The following is an 18,552-nucleotide window of genomic DNA, read 5'->3' as shown; positions in this document are numbered from 1 at the left end:
TCATTCTACTTTTGTTATTTTTGAAGAGTGGAGGAACGTTCCTACTTCTAAATTTTTAGCCTCAGCTAAGCAGTTAGCTAAAAGCTGCAAAGGTGCAATTTCATTAATAGGTGCCAAAAATTCTGAGCAAGGTTTCTGCTCAATAACTAGAATATTTTCATTAGTTGTTTGGGGTTTACGATTTGTTACTAATATTGCTTTTCCGTGATGTTTAGCAATATTTTCAGCTAAACCTATATTTAAATTATATGTCTCTCCATCAGGTGCAAATATCATGGCTAAAAAGCCATTATTAACCATTTCAAAGGGACCATGTCTAAACTCAGCGCTTTCAAAATCTATGCTAGGATATTTAGCAAGCTCTCTTATAAATAGAGCACCAGCATGAACTGAGGGTAAAGAATATCCTCTTCCAATAATACAGCAGTAGGTGGGAGCTTGAATGAAGTTTTTTATTAAATAGCCAGTTTCAGTATATGAAGTTAAAAAGTTTTCAAGATTATCTAATGATGTATTTACATCATTTATGAAGTCATCGTTTAATTGCCCAACTAATGCTTTTGCCAATAAATTTGATATAATTAAGGATGATAGGTAGGTCCTAGTACTTACTGCTTCTTCATCAGGAACATTCAATAGGAATACAAAATTTCCTCGTTTACCTAAAGAACTATTAACATTATTAGTTATAGCAATTACAGTGATATTATTAGGAATTTTCTCAATAAGTTTTACAATCTCTGCGCTTTCACCTGACTGTGATACAAGCACCAAAAGAGTTTTCCTATTAATGGAATTTATTTCATAATGAAGCAACTGACTTGTGGAAATCACAGTTGATATATAACCATTTTGATTTAAAAAAGTACTTGCTGCACAGTTGCAGAAATGAGAACTTCCCATTCCAGAAAAAATTATCTTTTCATATTCTTGCACATTAATTTCGTTCATTATTTTAATACAACTACTTGAAATTAAAGTTTCTAATGATTTTCTTAAGCTGTTTGGTTGATCTAAAACATCCTTTAAAAAAATATTCATAACTAACCCCCATAATTTTTAAGAATTTTATGTATTATATAAAATAAGATTATAACAAATTAATATTATTATACTTATTTTAACTATAATAATAAGTATAGATTAAAACTCATATGTTGTCAAATTTATATACTTGTACACATAAAAAATCTTGATATATATATATAATTATAGTAGAATTACCATAAAGAAACAATGTGTATATAAGACATTATTCCAGTATGAATTATACTCTTATTCCATAAAACATTTATATAAATTAGTTAATAATTATAAAAATACAATAAGAAAAAAGGGGTTAATTTAGGAGGATAAAATGGATATAAAACTTACTAATAATCAATTGCAATATTATATTGGTGCAGTAAAAGATGGTTTTAAGTTACAAGTACCAAATTCAAAACGTATTCCTTTTGGCTGGAAAGCAGTTCCTATATTGGACACAGAATTTGATCATCCTTTGAAACTTTTATGGTCAGAAAATCCACGTATTGATGATACTGTTAGGTTTAGAATAACTATAGCATTGGATGTAAGAGAGGAAAAGTTAATAGAAGTATTTCTTATTAATTCAGGACAAGTTATAGGTGAATTCGATATTAGATATGCGCATGTTTTTGAAATTTTTGAAATAGAAATTGAAGTAGAATATGCTTTAAAAGCATTGAAAGAAGGTATAGGTCTAAGGATGACAAAGGGAAGCCAACCCTTATGGATATTTTCGAATAGTAATCCAAAGGCTGATAAGTTGTTTTTACCACATATACTAATAACTAAAGAAACCGATAAATTACAAGAATTTTACAAGCGTATGTTTTCACTAGCCTCTGTTCAACCTTTTGGATGGATGGAAGGATGCGTTTTGGACGGATTAATGGATTTGGGGGATGAGGTATTAAAGGAAAAAGCATACGATACAATTAAAAAACATATTAGTTTATTTTTTGATAAAAATAATAATCTTAAATATGAAAATCCTCGTAGTGAACCAGTAGATGGTACCGTATACGGTATTGAAAATTGTCTTACTTATGCAGTTATTGCAAAAGTTTATCCTCAGCATCCATCTTTAGATGTTGTTATAGAGTATTTATGTTCACATATAAATAATGAAGGTTCAATTCAAGATGGAGATATGCTATCAGCAGAAGGATCCTATACTGTAGCTTATCCCCTTGCAGTTTTAGCCAAACAGAGAAATAGAGATGACTTAGCAAAGCTTGCAATAAGACAGCTTATGATTGCTAAAGAGAAACTCGTGGATGGTGACAAGCTTTATCTAAGAACTTTTTCGGATAATACTCATAGTTTTACTAATTGGGGAAGAGCATATTCATGGTATATGTTAGGGCTGGTGCGTACAATAATTGAACTAGATGGTAGTTATGATGTTTATGAGTTAAAGAGGGAGTTTGAGCGGGTAGCAGACCTTGCAATATCATTCCAGCAAAAGAATGGATTATGGAACTGCTTTGTAGATGATGTATCAAAAGTAGCAGATAATTCTTGCTCAGCTGGAATTGCTGCAGCTATTGCACTTGGAGTAAAAAACAATATACTTTCAGGTAGATTCTTAATCTTTGAGGACAAGGCACTTAAAGCATTGCTTAGTTGCCTTACTCCAGATGGACTCCTAACTGGAGTGGCTCAGAGTAATAAAGGTGGAGAAGAACTACAAAGAGGTGATTATAGGGTAATATCACAAATGGCTATGGGTTTAATGGCTCAATTAATTGGGAATAAGAATAAATAATTTATACTTATTTTGATAATATATAGTATTTTTTATATGCTTTATAATAATTGGATAAATTGTTAAAACCACTTTCTATTGCAATTTCTGTAATAGACTTATGGGTAGTACCTATAAGCTCTACTGCATCATTTATACTTAATATTATTATATACTCTTTAAAAGATAAACCTAAAGTATTGCTGAAGAATGTAGAAAAGTAGAATCAGCTTTTATATTTTTCTGAAGTTACCTGTTAGATTTAACAGCATTAAAACTTAATAATATTATTCTAATCACCTTTTAATATACTCTGATGGGTTCATACCTGTCTTTTTTTTAAACAATCTGCTAAAGTAATAAATATCGTGGTAGCCAACTGTTAAAGATGCCTCACTTACATTACAGTTTCCACTTATGAGAAGGTCTCGGGCTTTATTTATACGTATATGATTTTGATATTGTACTGTAGTAAATCCTGTTATTTTTTTGAACAGCAAACGAAAGTGTGAAGGGCTGAGGCCTGATAGTTTTGCAAGTTCCTCTACTGAGTAATTATTAGTATGATTTGATTGAATCATGTTTGCTATTTTTTCTATTGTTTGATAGTGAGTTGTATCCCAGGAAGCAGAGTTATTATCTTTTATAAGGTAGTATAACATGTCCATTATAAAGGATCTGGATTTAATTAAATATCCAGGTCTTTTTCCTGTCCAGATATTGTTAAGTCCAGACATCAAAGAATTCATTCGATATGAGTTTGGGGATGAAAGTATGTGGCTAAAGGATTCGAAATTTGATTTACTCCATTCATCTGCAAATTCAACATTAAATGAAATTGTATAGAAGTGCCAAGGATTTTGTGGATTGCTAAAAGCAGAATGTAAAAACCCTTTTTTAAAAAATATGATATCACCTTTTTTAACTTTATAACTATTGTTATTAAAGAAATATGTTGCTTCTCCATCTATTGCATAGGCAAGAATATAAAGGTCTGTATGTATTAAATTGCTAACTTTCCATTCAGGATTTGGTAACCTTTCAGCTACATGTCCAATTGTAGTGACTAAAAAATCATAATCAATTTGAGTCTTCATAAAAACCTCCATTAATATAGTATTATTTAAATTTAATTTTACAGTTTATTTAAGATTATGTCTAGTAGTTTATAAGCATATTGTGCAAATTAAATTGCTTTATGTGTATTGTTTAATATAATATCATGAAAGCAAGCTTGCTTCCCAAAAGTAAATAGTTTAAAGAGTGGAGATAAGATTTCATGGTGGTAATGAAAAAATTCAGGAATTAACTAGAGAAATTCTTGGGAAAGTTGATATCATTATTTATTTGGATAAAAGATAATCATATTACACAAATAATCGTCAATTAGTTAATGGTTTTAATATGTCTGTTGAGGTAAATTTATTAGTAAAGAATGTGAGCAAAGTCTTATAAATTGTAAGTAAAGAAGTTAAAATTTATGTCACTGATATTAAAGATTAAAAAAATGGAGGAATAATGAATGATAATTGATAAATTAAGTAATGCTAAACAATATTATGGTCTATCGAAAAGGATAGAAAAAGCTTTGAAGTATCTTGAGAATACAGATTTATCAAAACTTGAAGTAGGTAAATATGAAATTGATGGAAAAAATATTTATGTAAGCATTGCAGAATATGAAACAAAAAATATTGAACAAGGTAAATGGGAAGCACACAGAAAATATTTAGATATACAATTCATAATTTTTGGGAAAGAGAAGATGGGATATGCGCCTATTAATGAAATGAAAATGAAAAATGAATACAACCAAGAAAAAGATATTTTGTTTTTAGAAGGGGATGGAAATTATTTAGTAGCTAATGAAGGCACATTTATTTTATTTGCTCCAGAGGATGCTCATATGCCTGGAATTAAAGCCTGTGAACAACAATTTGTTAAGAAGGCAGTTGTGAAAATTTTATTATAATAAGATTTATTAAATGCAAAGTAAAAAAAGAATAGGAGATGTTTATATGTGTGTTTTATCTTCAGACATGAAAGGAATATCGCTGCATCAATAACTCCCTTTGATAAGGGAAACAAGATAAATGATAAGGTACTACTAGCTTTAATGGAAAAAAATAGCTGGAGTTAAACATACTTCTCTCAATTTGTACCAACTTGAGAGAATAAAGAACTTGAAAAATTCTCTTTGTATGTATAATGGTTTTGATGAGATTTTGATTGCGGGACTTGCTGTTGGGGCAGATGGAGCTATAGGAAGTACGTTTAACTTTATGTATCCACATTATAGAAAGATGCAGGAAGCTTTTGAATCTTTAAAGTATGAACAAGCTAGAATTCTTCAAATCAAAGCAAATAACATAATGGAGGCGATATGCAGTGTAGGTCTTATACCTGCAGTGAAATATATTCTTACTTTACAAGGGATTGATGCTGGTATTTCAAGAAGGCCATTTTCTGAGCTTGATATAGCTCAAAAGAAATATGTCGAAGAAACACTTCATCTTAACCTCGTTTAGGCTATGTAATTAAAAAAATTACAGATTTCAACAATAAACCTCTTGCTCTAAAAATTTAATATGAAATTCATAAAATAGACAAGATTAGCATTAAAATATAATGCTAATCTTGTCTATTTTGTTTTTGAAAATTATCTTTTGTCAGTATATCGTAACCTATACTCCTGAGCAGTAACTCCGTTATTATGTTTAAAAACCCTACAAAAATTTCCAATATCATGAAAACCTGATTTTAACGTTATTTCCTTAACGGATAGCCTTGTAGAAGCTAAAAGTATTTTTGATTCCTGCAGCCGCCTTGCCTGGATAAATTGATAAGGGGTATTTCCTGTAAACTTTTTAAAAAGTGCATGGAAGTGGGGTACACTTATATCTGCAACCTGCGATAAATTATCTATATTAATATTCTCAGCAAAATGCTTTTCTATAAAGTCTATAACTCTTTGAATTTCTATACTTCTTTTTTCATGAAGAGGTAGCTTTTTACCAGGTGCTTTACTCTGCCAGTATAATTGACCATAGACATAGCATGCAAGTTTTGTCATATCAGGGCAATCCTTATGGTATTCATTTAGAATATCACTAATAAATTGTTGCAATAGTGATTTATCTGTCCAATGACTAACACGGGGCATATTACGAATGTTCTCATACTTAAAGGCTACAACTATGCATTCGTAGGGATGTTCCAAATCATTCATATATATTGTTTTATCCCCAGGAGTGTGCCATAAAATAGTGCCAGAAACTACTTGAAGTAAACTATCTTCATATTCAAAAAATCCTCTACCGGAAAAAAAAATTTCGACCTCTTGTTGTCCCTGAGGAATTATTCTTGGCGTATGGTTTTTGATTTTTGGCGCTTTGTAATACCAGATATAAAGTAACTCAGGAATATTAATCATATAATCACCTAACTAATCATATTTTTCAACAATTTACTTTTCTTATTATAACTATTATTATATATATATTAGTACTTTTAAACAAGAGGGGGAGATATTTTGAATTATATTAACGAGGCAAAAAAAATACTAGCAAAAATGACTCTGACTGAAAAAATAGGCCAAATGAACCTAGTTGATTCATCAATTGAAAAAGAAGAGGAATTGCTTAAACTGGCATCAGAAGGAAAGATTGGAGCCTATTTAACATATGAACGTGATACAAGTTCCACACAGGCACATAAAAAGCTTATAGAAGCCAGTCTAAACAGTGGTGTAGGTGTCCCTATTCTTTTTGGACGGGATGTTATTCACGGACACTGGACTATGTTTCCTATAGGACTAGGAATGGCAGCAAGCTTTAATGCTGAAATGGTTGAAAAGGCTTACAAAATAGTTGCTAAGGAAGCAAGTGATAACGGTATATATTGGACATTTACTCCTATGATGGATATTTCAAGAGATCCAAGATGGGGACGTATTGCTGAAGGTTTTGGTGAGGATACTTATCTTTCATCAAGGCTAGCTGAAGCATCTGTTTGGGGACTACAGGGCAGAAATCGTGAAGATCTTGGAAACTCTGACCGTATTTTGTCATGTCCAAAACACTTTATTGGTTATGGAGCTTGTGAAGGTGGACGGGATGCAAATACAGTAGAAATATCTCTTAATACTTTACTTAATATTTACTTCCCTCCTTTTGTTGCTGCAATAAAAGCTGGAGCAGGAAGCATTATGTCAGGATATCATGATTTAAATGGAGAACCGGTATCTGCCAGCAAATACCTATTAGAAACACTAATTAAAAAAGTATGTGATCTTGATGGTTTCATTGTAAGTGATGCTGGGACTACAAACCACTTGACCAATTATAGGTTTGCGGAAGATAGAAAAGATGCCTCTGGCATTGCGGCAAATTCAGGAATAGATATGGATATGATGTCTAGTTGTTTTATTGAAAACTTGGAAGTTCTAGTTAAAGAAGGCAAAGTAAGTGAGGAAAGAATTGATGATGCAGTAATTCGTATATTAGCCATTAAATTACGTCTTAACCTTTGGAATAGACCTATTTCATCATTAACTAGTGCATCTTATAAAATATCACCAGAGGTGTACGAATTAGCTGTAGATGCTGCAAGACAAGCGGCTGTACTTTTGGTAAATAAAGATTCCATACTTCCACTTTCAAAGGACATAAAAAAGCTTTACGTTACAGGACCTTTTACGGATGCTGTTAAAGAACTTTATGGAACATGGGTAATAGATGGTATAGTAGATGGTGTAGATTCTATATCACAAGCTTTGAAAAAGAAGTTACCTAATACGGATATAAAATTTAATACAAGTAGGTTTACAGATGAAGTATTAAATAATTCAGAGCACTCAGATTATGTGCTTTTCCTTGGTGGAGAGAGTCCATTAAGATCTGGAGAGAGAAATAGTATTGCTCACTTAAACCTACCTGATGGACAGGAAGAACAAATAATTTCCTTTAGTAACCTTGGCAAGAAAGTAATTCTTGTAATTGTAGCAGGTAGACCTTTAAATCTTACAAGAGTTTTGCCATATGTATCCGCAATCCTTTATGTATTCCACCCAGGAACTGGAGGAGGAGAAGCTATAGCTAGAATTTTAACAGGAGAGGTTGAGCCTGGAGGCCGACTTCCAGTGACTTTTCCTCGCTCAGAAGGCCAAATACCACTTTACTATAATAGCATACAGCAAAGAAAAGCTAGAGCTTGTCAATTAAAATATATTGATATTACAGAAAAACCTTTATTTAATTTTGGATATGGACTTACATACACTAGTTTTAAACTTTCCAATATAAGAATACAAAGTGATCCTATTAAAATTGGGGAATCAGCTAAAGCTTCAATTCTTGTAACAAATACAGGCGAAAAATCTGGTGAAGCGGTGCTTCAATGTTATATTCAGGATTGCGTAGCATCTCTTTTAAGGCCTGCTATTGAATTAAAAGGATTCAAAAGAGTGAAAATACCTTTTGGAGAATCAGTTACGGTAGAATTTTTATTAGGCAGGGCTGAATTAGGTTTCTACAATCAAAAAATAGATTGGATTGTTGAACCAGGGAAGTTCAAGGTCTTTATTGGTACCGATTGTGAAAATACTATTGAAGCAGAATTTAACTTAGTTTAAACCTAATAAAGAAACACAATATGAGTATTAATTTTAATACCCATATTGTGTTTCTTTATTATATGAGTTGTATTTCAATTCACAGAGTAATTATTCAGTTTTTTTAGTTTATATCTATTAGATTATAAGCATAATGTGCAAAAAAAAGACACTTTATATATGGTCTAACGTTGATTCTTTTAGTAAAATTTAAGTAATGAAAGAGATTGCTTATCTGAAATAGTTAAATTATATAGATGTTTTTAAAAATAAAAATGGAGGGTATATGAATGAATTCTTTAAAGATTTCTCGAAAACTTTATGAACATTACGAATCAAAGGAAATAGTTAAACATTATTATGGACTGCTAGCAATATACGGACTCGTGAAAACAGCAGAAACATCCGAAAATGTTGAATTAATTGAAAAATTTAAGAATATTTTATCCAATTTTCCAGGGAGAATAGACCACCCACAATATAATTTTCCTAGTTATAAGATTGGTGGAATAGCAAAAGCATATGCGTTCATGCTAGGTTTTATGCCAGAGGTAAAGGAAGAGATTAGGGAATATGCAGACGAAATAATGAAAGCACCTAGGGATAGCAAAGGTATAATGTGTCTTCCATCTAATCCAAAAGCAGAACTTATATGGATTGATGTAGCGGCAGCCATAACTCCATACTTACTATTTGCGGGTATTGCATTAAAGGAGCAAACATATATTGATGAAGCAGCAAAACAAGCATTTCTAATGTATGAAGAATTTTTAGATCAATCTAATGGTTTATTACATCAGTGCAAAAACTTTATGGGTCCTGGTAAATACTCACAGGATCATTGGTCTCGAGGAAATGGGTGGGGTTATATAGCCCTAATTGAACTGGTACAGTATCTCCCAAAGGATTCTGTTCATAGGGGAAAAGCAGAAAGATATTTTAAAGCTTTATCTAAAGCCTTTTTACCATATCAATCCAAAAGGGGGCTTTGGCGACAAGAGATACCTTTTGAATACTCTTATGAAGAAACCTCTGGCAGTGCAATTATTATTTATGGTTATGGGGTAGGTATTCGCACTGGTATTTTAGATAAGGAAACTTATATGCCATACTTTATTAAGGGACTTAATGGTCTTAATAATATAAGTATTAATGAGGATTTTAGTACAGAACTTAGTTGCCCAGGTTGTCTATGTCCAGGTGAAGGTGAGGAAAGAGGTACTGTAAAATCATATGTAACATTACCACTTCCGTGTAGAGATGAACATCATAGCTTTGGACCGATAATGCTAGCAATGGTTGAGGCTTATAAAAACGGTATTGTAAATTTGGAGAAAAATTAAAGAACTAAATATTAATTGATAATAAATGTAAGTATAATATTATAAATCGGAGGTATATATGAAACCAGAATTTCTATTTATGTGTAAAATTACAGATGAAAAAGCTAAAGAGAGAATGCAAAAGTATATTAATATTGTGGAAATTGAAAAAACAGATGTAAATTCACTTATTGCGAGTGCAACTAAAAAAGAAGGTATTATAGTTCCATATACACAACATAAGTTAATTACAAAAGAGGTTATTGATAGTTGCACAGAATTAAAAATTGTTGGTACAACATATGGAGGAACAAGGCAGAATATAGATGATGAATATGCAATAGGAAAAGGATTAACGGTTATACATACGGGAGCCTCAAGACCAAGACCTATGGCGGAGTATGCACTTGGACTTGTATTAAGTTCACTTATGTATATTCACAATTACAATCATGACATGAAAAGTGGAGAAGCTTGGCCTAGGTTTAAATATGGAAGAAGCAGAAACTTAAGTAATCGCAGAGTTGGTGTTATTGGTTTAGGACTTATAGGAAAAGAAATCGTAAATTTATTTAAATCTTTTACTAGTAATATTTTTGTAAATTCAAATCATCTTTCAAAAGAAGAAGAAGAAAATTTAGAGGTTAAAAATATTAGCTTAAATCAGATTTTTAAAGAATGCGAAATAATAATTCTATCTGGAGGTTCTAATTCAAAAACTTATCATATGATTGGGAAAGAACAATTTGATTGTATGAATAAAGATGCTATTTTCGTAAATATAGCAAGAGGGCAGATGGTTAATCAAAAAGAAATGATTACTGCGGTAAATGAAAAAGAAATTTATCTTGCTCTTGATGTGTTTGAAGAAGAACCACTTGAAGAGGATAGTCCATTACGTAATAATGATAGGGTTTTGCTTACTCCACATAGAGCGAATAATTCTATAGAATTTGAGCAAAGGTGGGATTGTCTTGCAGATGAGATTGAACTTTTTTATACAGGAAAGACTCCAAAATCTCATATGACTATTGAAAGAGCAAGGGCAATGAGTGAATCATAGTTAATACAATACAAAAGATAATCATATTGCACAAATAATCGTCAAATTGTTAATGGTACTAATACACGGGGTGAGGTAAAATTATATTATATTAGACATACAAGCTAAAATAAATAAACGGAGGTATATAAAAATGAATTTAGATAAATTAATAGAGCAAAGAGATAAGCTAACTATATGTGAACTACCAATACCAGAAAAAGAATTGTGTGATAGATATGAGAAGGTATTTACTGCTGCAGTAAACGATGTCTTAAGAGAATTTTGTTATTTACATCAAGCATTACCACCTAGTATTATGCCTTTAAGGGATGATATGAAAGTAGCAGGCATTGCGTTTACAATAAAAGGTTCTAAAAATCTTACTTTAGAAAGTGAAATGCAACAAAGAGCAAAAATGCTAGAAGCAATTAAAGAAGATTCAATCTGTGTTTGGGATACTAGTGGAGATGATGAATCTACTCAATGGGGCGGCATTATGACCTTAGCATCAAAGAGAAGAGGATGTAGAGGAGCTGTAGTTGATGGCGGAGCTCGTGATATTAAAGAAATTTTAGATCAAAACTTCCCAGTATTCTGCAAATATAAATCATCTAATGGTATGCTTGGAAGATTTAGAATGATAGGTTATCAGATGCCAATAATGATAGGAAATGTATTTATATATCCTGGAGATGTTCTTTTTGGAGATATGGATGGAGTTATAGTTGTACCAAGAAAAATTGCTTATGATGTTTTATTAAAAGCAGAATATATTAAGGAAAATGAAAAAGAAATTAGGGATATGATTCTTGAAGGTTTAACTCCAACTCAAGTAGTTGAAAAAGGTGGATATTTCTAAGATACAAATAGATATAAATATTTAAAAGGGATGATTTGAGAGTTTAACGACATTTCGGAAGGAAAGTATCCCAATTCTATAAGTGGGAGTTACATACCCTAACAAAGATAAAATTTTAGTGGGAGTATAAATATCCTTCTGAAGTCGTTAATATGCAGCTCCGCAGGAGATGATTTAACCCCTTCTCTTACATGAAAAAATGGGCTTACATTCACTACCTTAAGGGATAATGGATGTAAGCCCTAATTTATAAAATGGAGGTAAAAAAATGGAAAACGAATTAGGTATGGAAATAATAGCTGAAAGCAAGCTATCAGCTTTAAATGATAATAATAAAATAACAATAGAAGTAAAAGATGAGTTTAATACCACGATAAGTAAAATTTCCGGTATTAAAGAAATTTCATTGGTGCACTTAGAGGAATATAAATTAGGCGATAAGATTTGTTTTACTAATTTCTCCGCAAATAAGTACTTAGTAATTAATGTAGATGATGAGATGTCTGAATCCTTAATATATATGCCTGGGAATACATTAGAATACAAGATACTTTTTGATGATGATGCTGTACCATATTCTCCAGAAACTTTTAAGGGAAAAAGGCATACAATTAAAATGCGTATTGCTAGTGAAGAAGAAATTTATGGTTATAGAAACCTTGCAAACAATGTAATGGATCAACGTGGAGAAACCACATATTACCCTCATGCAACAGCAAATATTGAGACCCATAATAGGGGGGTTTTTGCAGCTAGAAATACTATTGATGGTCAAACAGCTACTAATGGTCATGGTTACTTTCCATATGAATCTTGGGGAATTGGGAAAAAAGAAGATGCAGAGATTATGATAGATTTTGGAAGAGAAGTAGAAGTGGATAAAATAGCTTTATATTTAAGGGCAGATTATCCACACGATACTTATTGGAAGGCTCTAACAATAGTATTTTCTGACGGAACTAGAAAAAATGCACAAACAATAAAATCTGGAGATGCTCAATATATTGAGTTTGATAAGAGAAAAATCACCTGGATTAAATTAATGGATTTTAAGATAGCAATTGAACCAGGGATATTTGCAGCTTTAATAGAACTTCAAGTTTATGGCACTGATATTAAATAAATATAAACAATAAAATAAATCATAATATGTTTGTAGGAGGTTTAAAGTGAGTTTTATAATTAAAGATGAAGAGATTAAAAGGGTTAAAAAATCTATATCACAGGGGAATAATAAGGTATCTGATTTATGGGAGGCAATGCAAAGTCGTACTATGAGTAACACTAAATATCCTGGAATTGTACAACCAGAAGATACCAACGAATGGTGGCATATAGTTTGGGAGAGACTTAGTGACGCAGCATTTGTTCAGCTTATAAATCCATCAGAATCTTTAGGGAAATGGATTAGAAGTGCTGTTCTTGAAATATGCGATAAGCCAGTTGCAGAGTGGAGAGGCCCATGGTTTCGAGGTGAATCCAATCCTCCAGTAGGAATGCTTGAAACTACTCATGTTGGGGTAGGAGTGATAATGGCAATTGACTTATGTCCTCATTTATTCTCAGATGAAGAGCACATTAATTTCAAAAATATTTTAAAGGTAAAATGTCAAGAGCCATGCCGTAGATTTGTTGACAGCGTAGTAGAAAATAAAGATGAAATAAATAACTGGTTTGTAGTTTTATTAAATGGATTTGGAGTGGCCTCACTTTATCTTAATGATACGCAGGCAATAGATAAAGCAATTGAGTACAGTCATATTGCGGCTTCACTCTATAATGAAGACAGTTATGGTGAATCAATGCAGTATTCAAATTATGCTAGCTTAAATTTAAGCTTTTTAAATGAAATGATAATAAGATATAATCCAAAGCTTGAGGGAAAATTAAATTTAAGCTGCTACACAAAGTGTATACCATGGCAGGCAACAAGTTTTATGTATATGAAGCCACTATCCGGATGGGGAGAAAAAAGCTATCCAAGAACAATAAACTTTGGAGACAGTGCAGCTATATATAGACCATCGGGCGATGTACTTTTACATATAGCAGCTCGGATGAAAAATAGGTACCCTAAAGAAGCTGGCCTTTCAAAATGGCTGTTTGATGTAACCTATAATGATGCCAATCTTGGACCTAATGACCGTAGTACATTTGGATTCTTTAATGACTTCTTATTTTTAAGTATATTATTATATGAAGATGCTGCTAATAGTATATCCCCTGAAAGTGCAAAACTTCCATTAACTAGTTCATTTGAGACAGGAACTATTGTTTCAAAGGATAGATGGGAAAATCCTAAAACTGTACTAGGAGTACAAGGAGGATATATCACAAATAATGTAGCTGGCCATAGGCACAATGATCAAAACAGCTTTATGTTATCACATTTAAAGGAACGCTTTTTTGTAGATCCTGGCCACTGTTGCTATAGACTTAAGAGTCAAAGCTTTGCTGCTTCAACGCAGTGTCACAATACTTGGAGCTTTGAGACGACTAATAATGACAAAAATATAACCTTAAATCAAAAGCCTGTAAAAAGTAATATTTTCAAACTAGCAGAGCCCCTAAATAAAAAATTGCTGGTTAAAGAATTAGATGGAATCTCAGTTATAATATCAGATGCAGCAGAGGTCTATGGTGAATCAATTAATAGAGCAGAAAGAACATGGATTACTGCTTTTCCTAATATACTGTTTATAATTGATAGAATTGAAGCAAGGCAGCCAGTAAAAGTTAAAACACACTTTGTTTTAAATAATAGAGACGGTAAGTTAAAGTCAACTAGAATTTCTAATGATAAATATGAATTTACAAGAAACGATGTAGCAATGAAATTATTTCAGGTTATGGCTCAAAGTGATGGAGCAACAAATGAATGTGGATTATCCTTTGATTGGGGATATGTACACGATTGTTATCATCCACAACCTCATCAACTTGGACAAGGAGCAGAGGGAAGTGCGCTGATTTATAATTATACAAGTTCTGAGTATAAGACTAATCATCTATTGGTCTATGCTATAGCTATGGATGATATTAATAATATTGAAGGCTTTATCATGAAAAATTCAGATAATAGTACCATCGCTTTAGAATCACCAGAAAAAAAATGTGGATATTCAATACAGATTACTCAAGGCGATAATATTATAGTTAAGGACATAATTAATAATATTAATTATAAGTTGGAAAATAATAATTTCTCTAGAATAACTGATTAAAACAAGAATAAATATTTTGTAACTCATAAAAAAACAAGATAAGCATTAATTTGTAATGATTATCTTGTTTTTTGCATCTTACTTTTCCTTATTATGTAACTCTTGATATTGTCCAGGTGTCATTCCTTCAAGTTTCTTAAATGTTCTTACAAAATATCCAGGTTGATAGCCAACCTTCTCAGCTATATCGCTAACTTTAAGATTGTTTCTTGAAAGAAGGTCCTTTGCATGTTTTATTCGTACTTGTGTAAGATAATCAATGAAATTAACACCTATCAATTTCTTAAACATCTTGCTTAAAGTGTATGATGTTATGCCTTGTGAATTTGCACAGAAATCCAAAGAAATAGGCTGGCTATATTCACAATTTATTATCTCTAACACATTTTCAATTAAATGTTCAATATGTTTTTCTTTAGTTTTGTCAATTTCCTGAGCATAGGGGGATATAAGTGTTTTATCAAACCAGTTTAGTATTTCATCTGAATTATTTAAATTAGATAGTTGCTCATATAGGTTGGAGCCTTTGTATATAGATTTCATATTTAACCCTGATTTTAAAAAGGTCTCTAGTATCCTTCCTAGAAGTTGTAACATTCCTTGACGAAACAAAAATTCCTCATCCATATTGGATTTTAGTTTTTTCATGAAATCCTTAATAAATTCAAGAGTTTCATTCTTCATACCAATTCCAATGGAGTTTATTATGCTATTTTCAATAGAGAATGGATAGTTGGACTTATAATTACCCTGTGGTATCAAATTATCCATAATTATTACTTGGTCTTGTTTATCAAAATTAGGATAACGTAGTCCTTGCAATGCTTCATCTAATGATGTGCTAATCTGTTTTAGGTTAGCTACTGTTTTACCAAGTACTACAAATACATTAACTTGTAGTACTTTAGTGAGTGTAGTCACTATAATGTTAGATAAATTTATAGATTTACTTTTTACAACAGAGACATCATCAGTTGAAGTAGAGGTCAAAATTACAGCAACTGTAAGATTGTGAAAATTAATAATCACTGATTGTCCCCACTTGTCATGGCACAAATCTTTCAAGATATTAGCTACTGAAAAGGTTAGTAGGTTTTCATCGCCTAACGCAAATTTACTTTTAGGTTGCTTATTAATTTCCACACTAACGAGAAGAAGAGAAAAATATTTACCCTCTGGATTCCAGAAGTACTGTGACATTTGGTCTTTCAATTCTTTTTCTGAGATAAAACAAAGGTGTCCTTGCACAAGTTGTAACATAAAACCTTCCCTTAAGGAATCGCTATTTTTCTCTACTTTATCTACCAAGGCTAGCCTTTCATCACTTAAATTTATCCAACTGTTTTCTAAAAAGTTCATTTCATTCTGATTTGCATTAAAAGTATCTATTTCATTTTTTCCAGCGAACATTGATACAAGTCTTTTAATAGGTTTGTACAAGCGGTTAGAAGCAAACCAGGATAATAAAAGAGCCAATGTTAATACAAATAAACTTATATAAATAATAGTTCGAGACAATAGTGTAGCAGGCTCTGTAAGTTTAGACAGAGGAGTGGCAACAACATATTTCCACCCAGTTCTATCAAAAGTTCCATAAGTTACGGCATATCTCTTATTTTTAAAGCTAAATGCAAAAGAACCAGAGGCACCATCGATTTTTATAACTTCTGATCTGAGGGCTCCATCCAAACTATTGGTACTATTATTAATATCGTTTTCATAAGTTAGCCATTTACCAGTTGAATTTAAAATAAAAGCTGCACCTTGATTATCAGGATTTAATTCTTCAACCATGGTTTTTATATGCGCTTGGTTTAATGTCACATAAAAAAAACCATATGGCTGTGATGTACCACCTGGTATCTTTTGAACAAGTGACATAGCAATCTCATTATTATTTTTAACGGCTGAGAGGTTATTAGTCCAGAAAATAGTAGGGGTATTCTTAAGAAGATCATTATAATAACTTTGGTTTGAATTTTCATTAAGATAATAGATTCCTTTGTTACTTAATAATACTTGTTGATTATCTAAATATAGTGTCACATTCTCTATTAGAGGTGAAAAACTTTTTAAAAGATCAAACACATTGTAGAGTGATTGTGTAACAGAAAAATTCAAACTTAAGTTTGTTTTTTTAAATTCATCATTAAAAGCAGGATAAAAGGACCAACGGTTGAAAGTACTTTGTAACAGATTGAGCTGCTTATCCATGTTTTGAAAAACATGATCGAGCTGAAGTTTGTGGGTTTTGTTTACCTCTTTTTCAATTTGACTAATTCCTATATAATATGTGCTAGTAGATACTATAAATAGAGGCAATATTGAAACCACTATAAATAATATTAGATTATTACGAAAAAATTTGCTCATAATTGTATTTTTAAATTTAGAAATATTATGTTTCACCAGGAGATCCCCCCAAAATAAATGGATTTAATTGTGTGTTTTATATTTTTAGTATACATCAGTTTAGAAATTGCTTCAATACATATCTGTTATTCGATTACATATATATAGGGAAAAATTAAAAGTCCTTAATATTAAGACGATTTTGTGATACTAGATATGTAATTTTTATCTTGTTATAAGATAAAACTATTTTGCATCAATATTAAAAGTAGATGTAAACCATTACTACTAGTGGGTTTCTTGAGCAAAAGAGTGTTATATACAAGAGCTCTATTTAAAAAGTATAATAAGGGTGTTAAAAGAATTCAAGTAAGAGGGGGATAAGTATGAAGACTGAACAACTCACTAAATCAAATAACATTAATAATAGTATACAGCACAAAAAGAGCAAAGTGAAAATGGAAAAAGTATTATCTGCTATTAGAAGAGATAGATTTTTATACCTTTTAGCTTTACCAGGAATTCTATTCTTTATAGTATTTAAATATTATCCTATGTATGGATTAGTAATTGCTTTTCAAGATTACTCACCATTTTTGGGAATTCTAAACAGCCCATGGGTAGGATTTGAGCATTTTATAAGGCTGTTTACTCATGCAGAGTTCGGTTTGTTACTACGCAATACTTTGGCTATTAGTTTTCTAAATATAGCGCTATTTTTTCCAGTTCCTATTGTAATAGCTATATTATTAAATGAAATTAAGGGTAAAAAGTATAAGTCTATAATACAGACTGCAATTTATTTTCCTCACTTTTTATCATGGGTTATAATAGCAGGTATTAGTTATATTATGCTTGGACAAACCGATGGAGTCGTAAATCAAATTATAACTATGTTTGGCGGAGAAAAGATATCATTCTTATCAAATCCAAAATTATTTTGGCTAATGCTAACAGGGCAAAACATATGGAAGGAATGTGGGTGGGGAACTATTCTATTTCTTGCTTCAATAACCGCCATTGACCCTAGTCTTTATGAAGCGGCTATGATGGACGGCGCAAATCGCTTACAACAAATTTGGCATATCACATTACCTGCAATAAAAACTGTAATTGTTATTCTGCTTATTTTAAGGATTGGGCATGCTATGGATACCGGTTTTGAACAGGTATATCTTATGACAAATGCAACTGTAGCAGGGGTTGCGGATGTTTTTGACACCTATGTTTACAGGAATGGTGTAAGAAACGCACAGTTCAGTTATGCCACGGCAGTAGGACTATTTAAATCTGCAATAGGTTTTTTATTGGTGGTTATCGCCAACAAAGTTGCTAAAATATTAGGTGAGGAAGGGGTGTATTAACA

Annotated in this window: 14 protein-coding genes and 1 pseudogene; 10 read left to right on the top strand and 5 right to left on the bottom strand. The window is 31.5% G+C overall.

Features of this window, described 5'->3' with window-relative positions:
• Complete coding sequence (locus tag KPL51_RS16000) at window positions 1–1,041, bottom strand: SIS domain-containing protein (protein ID WP_216163553.1); 1,041 nt, start codon at window positions 1,039–1,041, stop codon at window positions 1–3.
• Between the two features lie 316 nt (window positions 1,042–1,357).
• Between KPL51_RS16000 and KPL51_RS15995 the strand changes: the two genes are divergently transcribed.
• On the top strand, window positions 1,358–2,794 hold the full coding sequence (locus KPL51_RS15995) for a glycoside hydrolase family 88 protein (RefSeq protein ID WP_216163552.1): 1,437 nt from the start codon (window positions 1,358–1,360) through the stop codon (window positions 2,792–2,794).
• A 7-nt stretch (window positions 2,795–2,801) separates the two neighbouring features.
• Here KPL51_RS15995 and KPL51_RS24515 read toward each other — a convergent pair.
• A pseudogene (locus KPL51_RS24515) lies at window positions 2,802–2,984 on the bottom strand (helix-turn-helix domain-containing protein); the annotation flags it as partial.
• Window positions 2,985–3,069: 85 nt separating this feature from the next.
• Window positions 3,070–3,870, bottom strand: a complete 801-nt coding sequence (locus KPL51_RS15985; RefSeq protein ID WP_216163550.1) for an AraC family transcriptional regulator — start codon at window positions 3,868–3,870, stop codon at window positions 3,070–3,072.
• 425 nt (window positions 3,871–4,295) lie between these two features.
• Here KPL51_RS15985 and KPL51_RS15980 point away from each other — a divergent pair, with 425 nt between their 5' ends.
• Together KPL51_RS15980 and KPL51_RS15975 are read left to right on the top strand one after the other, a co-directional pair.
• The gene (locus KPL51_RS15980) at window positions 4,296–4,745 is read left to right on the top strand and encodes a NanQ anomerase/TabA/YiaL family protein (RefSeq protein ID WP_216163548.1); all 450 of its coding nucleotides are present in this window, start codon (window positions 4,296–4,298) and stop codon (window positions 4,743–4,745) included.
• A 184-nt stretch (window positions 4,746–4,929) separates the two neighbouring features.
• Window positions 4,930–5,301 (top strand): dihydrodipicolinate synthase family protein, encoded by a 372-nt coding sequence (locus KPL51_RS15975; protein WP_216163546.1) that lies wholly within the window; start codon window positions 4,930–4,932, stop codon window positions 5,299–5,301.
• Between the two features lie 131 nt (window positions 5,302–5,432).
• On the opposite strand, the gene KPL51_RS15970 is transcribed toward KPL51_RS15975, so the two are convergent.
• On the bottom strand, window positions 5,433–6,206 hold the full coding sequence (locus KPL51_RS15970) for an AraC family transcriptional regulator (protein WP_216163545.1): 774 nt from the start codon (window positions 6,204–6,206) through the stop codon (window positions 5,433–5,435).
• A gap of 99 nt (window positions 6,207–6,305) precedes the next feature.
• On the opposite strand from KPL51_RS15970, the gene KPL51_RS15965 reads away from it, so the two are divergent.
• The 6 genes from KPL51_RS15965 (at window position 6,306) to KPL51_RS24355 (ending at window position 14,834) form a co-directional block, all read left to right on the top strand.
• Window positions 6,306–8,405 carry a glycoside hydrolase family 3 N-terminal domain-containing protein gene (locus KPL51_RS15965; protein WP_216163543.1) on the top strand — a complete coding sequence of 700 codons (2,100 nt, stop codon included), beginning with the start codon at window positions 6,306–6,308 and terminating at the stop codon, window positions 8,403–8,405.
• A 269-nt stretch (window positions 8,406–8,674) separates the two neighbouring features.
• A complete protein-coding gene (locus KPL51_RS15960) occupies window positions 8,675–9,727 on the top strand; it encodes a glycoside hydrolase family 88 protein (RefSeq protein ID WP_216163541.1) in 1,053 nt (350 codons plus the stop codon).
• Window positions 9,728–9,785: 58 nt separating this feature from the next.
• Complete coding sequence (locus KPL51_RS15955; protein WP_216163539.1) at window positions 9,786–10,769, top strand: NAD(P)-dependent oxidoreductase; 984 nt, start codon at window positions 9,786–9,788, stop codon at window positions 10,767–10,769.
• A 133-nt stretch (window positions 10,770–10,902) separates the two neighbouring features.
• Entirely contained in the window at window positions 10,903–11,610 is a 708-nt protein-coding gene (locus KPL51_RS15950; RefSeq protein WP_216163537.1) for an RraA family protein, read from the top strand.
• A 268-nt stretch (window positions 11,611–11,878) separates the two neighbouring features.
• Complete coding sequence (locus KPL51_RS15945; protein ID WP_216163535.1) at window positions 11,879–12,733, top strand: carbohydrate-binding protein; 855 nt, start codon at window positions 11,879–11,881, stop codon at window positions 12,731–12,733.
• Window positions 12,734–12,779: 46 nt separating this feature from the next.
• The gene (locus KPL51_RS24355; protein WP_216163534.1) at window positions 12,780–14,834 is read left to right on the top strand and encodes a heparinase II/III domain-containing protein; all 2,055 of its coding nucleotides are present in this window, start codon (window positions 12,780–12,782) and stop codon (window positions 14,832–14,834) included.
• A 78-nt stretch (window positions 14,835–14,912) separates the two neighbouring features.
• On the opposite strand, the gene KPL51_RS15935 is transcribed toward KPL51_RS24355, so the two are convergent.
• Window positions 14,913–17,243, bottom strand: a complete 2,331-nt coding sequence (locus tag KPL51_RS15935) for an AraC family transcriptional regulator (protein ID WP_216163532.1) — start codon at window positions 17,241–17,243, stop codon at window positions 14,913–14,915.
• Window positions 17,244–17,572: 329 nt separating this feature from the next.
• Between KPL51_RS15935 and KPL51_RS15930 the strand changes: the two genes are divergently transcribed.
• The gene (locus tag KPL51_RS15930; protein WP_216163530.1) at window positions 17,573–18,550 is read left to right on the top strand and encodes an ABC transporter permease; all 978 of its coding nucleotides are present in this window, start codon (window positions 17,573–17,575) and stop codon (window positions 18,548–18,550) included.
• Window positions 18,551–18,552: the final 2 nt, after the last annotated feature.

Source organism: Clostridium bowmanii, from assembly GCF_018861315.1.
In the GTDB taxonomy this organism is placed as follows: Bacteria; Bacillota; Clostridia; order Clostridiales; family Clostridiaceae; genus Clostridium_AD; species Clostridium_AD bowmanii.
Note: the sequence above shows the minus strand (reverse complement) of the source record. Positions and strands in the feature narration are given on the sequence as shown.

Excerpts from the sequence above, each read along its gene's own strand:
- KPL51_RS16000 (WP_216163553.1), bottom strand. The coding sequence starts at position 1,041 with ATGAATATTTTTTTAAAGGATGTTTTAGATCAACCAAACAGCTTAAGA.
- KPL51_RS15995 (WP_216163552.1), top strand. The coding sequence starts at position 1,358 with ATGGATATAAAACTTACTAATAATCAATTGCAATATTATATTGGTGCA.
- KPL51_RS15985 (WP_216163550.1), bottom strand. The coding sequence starts at position 3,870 with ATGAAGACTCAAATTGATTATGATTTTTTAGTCACTACAATTGGACAT.
- KPL51_RS15980 (WP_216163548.1), top strand. The coding sequence starts at position 4,296 with ATGATAATTGATAAATTAAGTAATGCTAAACAATATTATGGTCTATCG.
- KPL51_RS15970 (WP_216163545.1), bottom strand. The coding sequence starts at position 6,206 with ATGATTAATATTCCTGAGTTACTTTATATCTGGTATTACAAAGCGCCA.
- KPL51_RS15960 (WP_216163541.1), top strand. The coding sequence starts at position 8,675 with ATGAATTCTTTAAAGATTTCTCGAAAACTTTATGAACATTACGAATCA.
- KPL51_RS15955 (WP_216163539.1), top strand. The coding sequence starts at position 9,786 with ATGAAACCAGAATTTCTATTTATGTGTAAAATTACAGATGAAAAAGCT.
- KPL51_RS15950 (WP_216163537.1), top strand. The coding sequence starts at position 10,903 with ATGAATTTAGATAAATTAATAGAGCAAAGAGATAAGCTAACTATATGT.
- KPL51_RS15945 (WP_216163535.1), top strand. The coding sequence starts at position 11,879 with ATGGAAAACGAATTAGGTATGGAAATAATAGCTGAAAGCAAGCTATCA.
- KPL51_RS15930 (WP_216163530.1), top strand. The coding sequence starts at position 17,573 with ATGAAGACTGAACAACTCACTAAATCAAATAACATTAATAATAGTATA.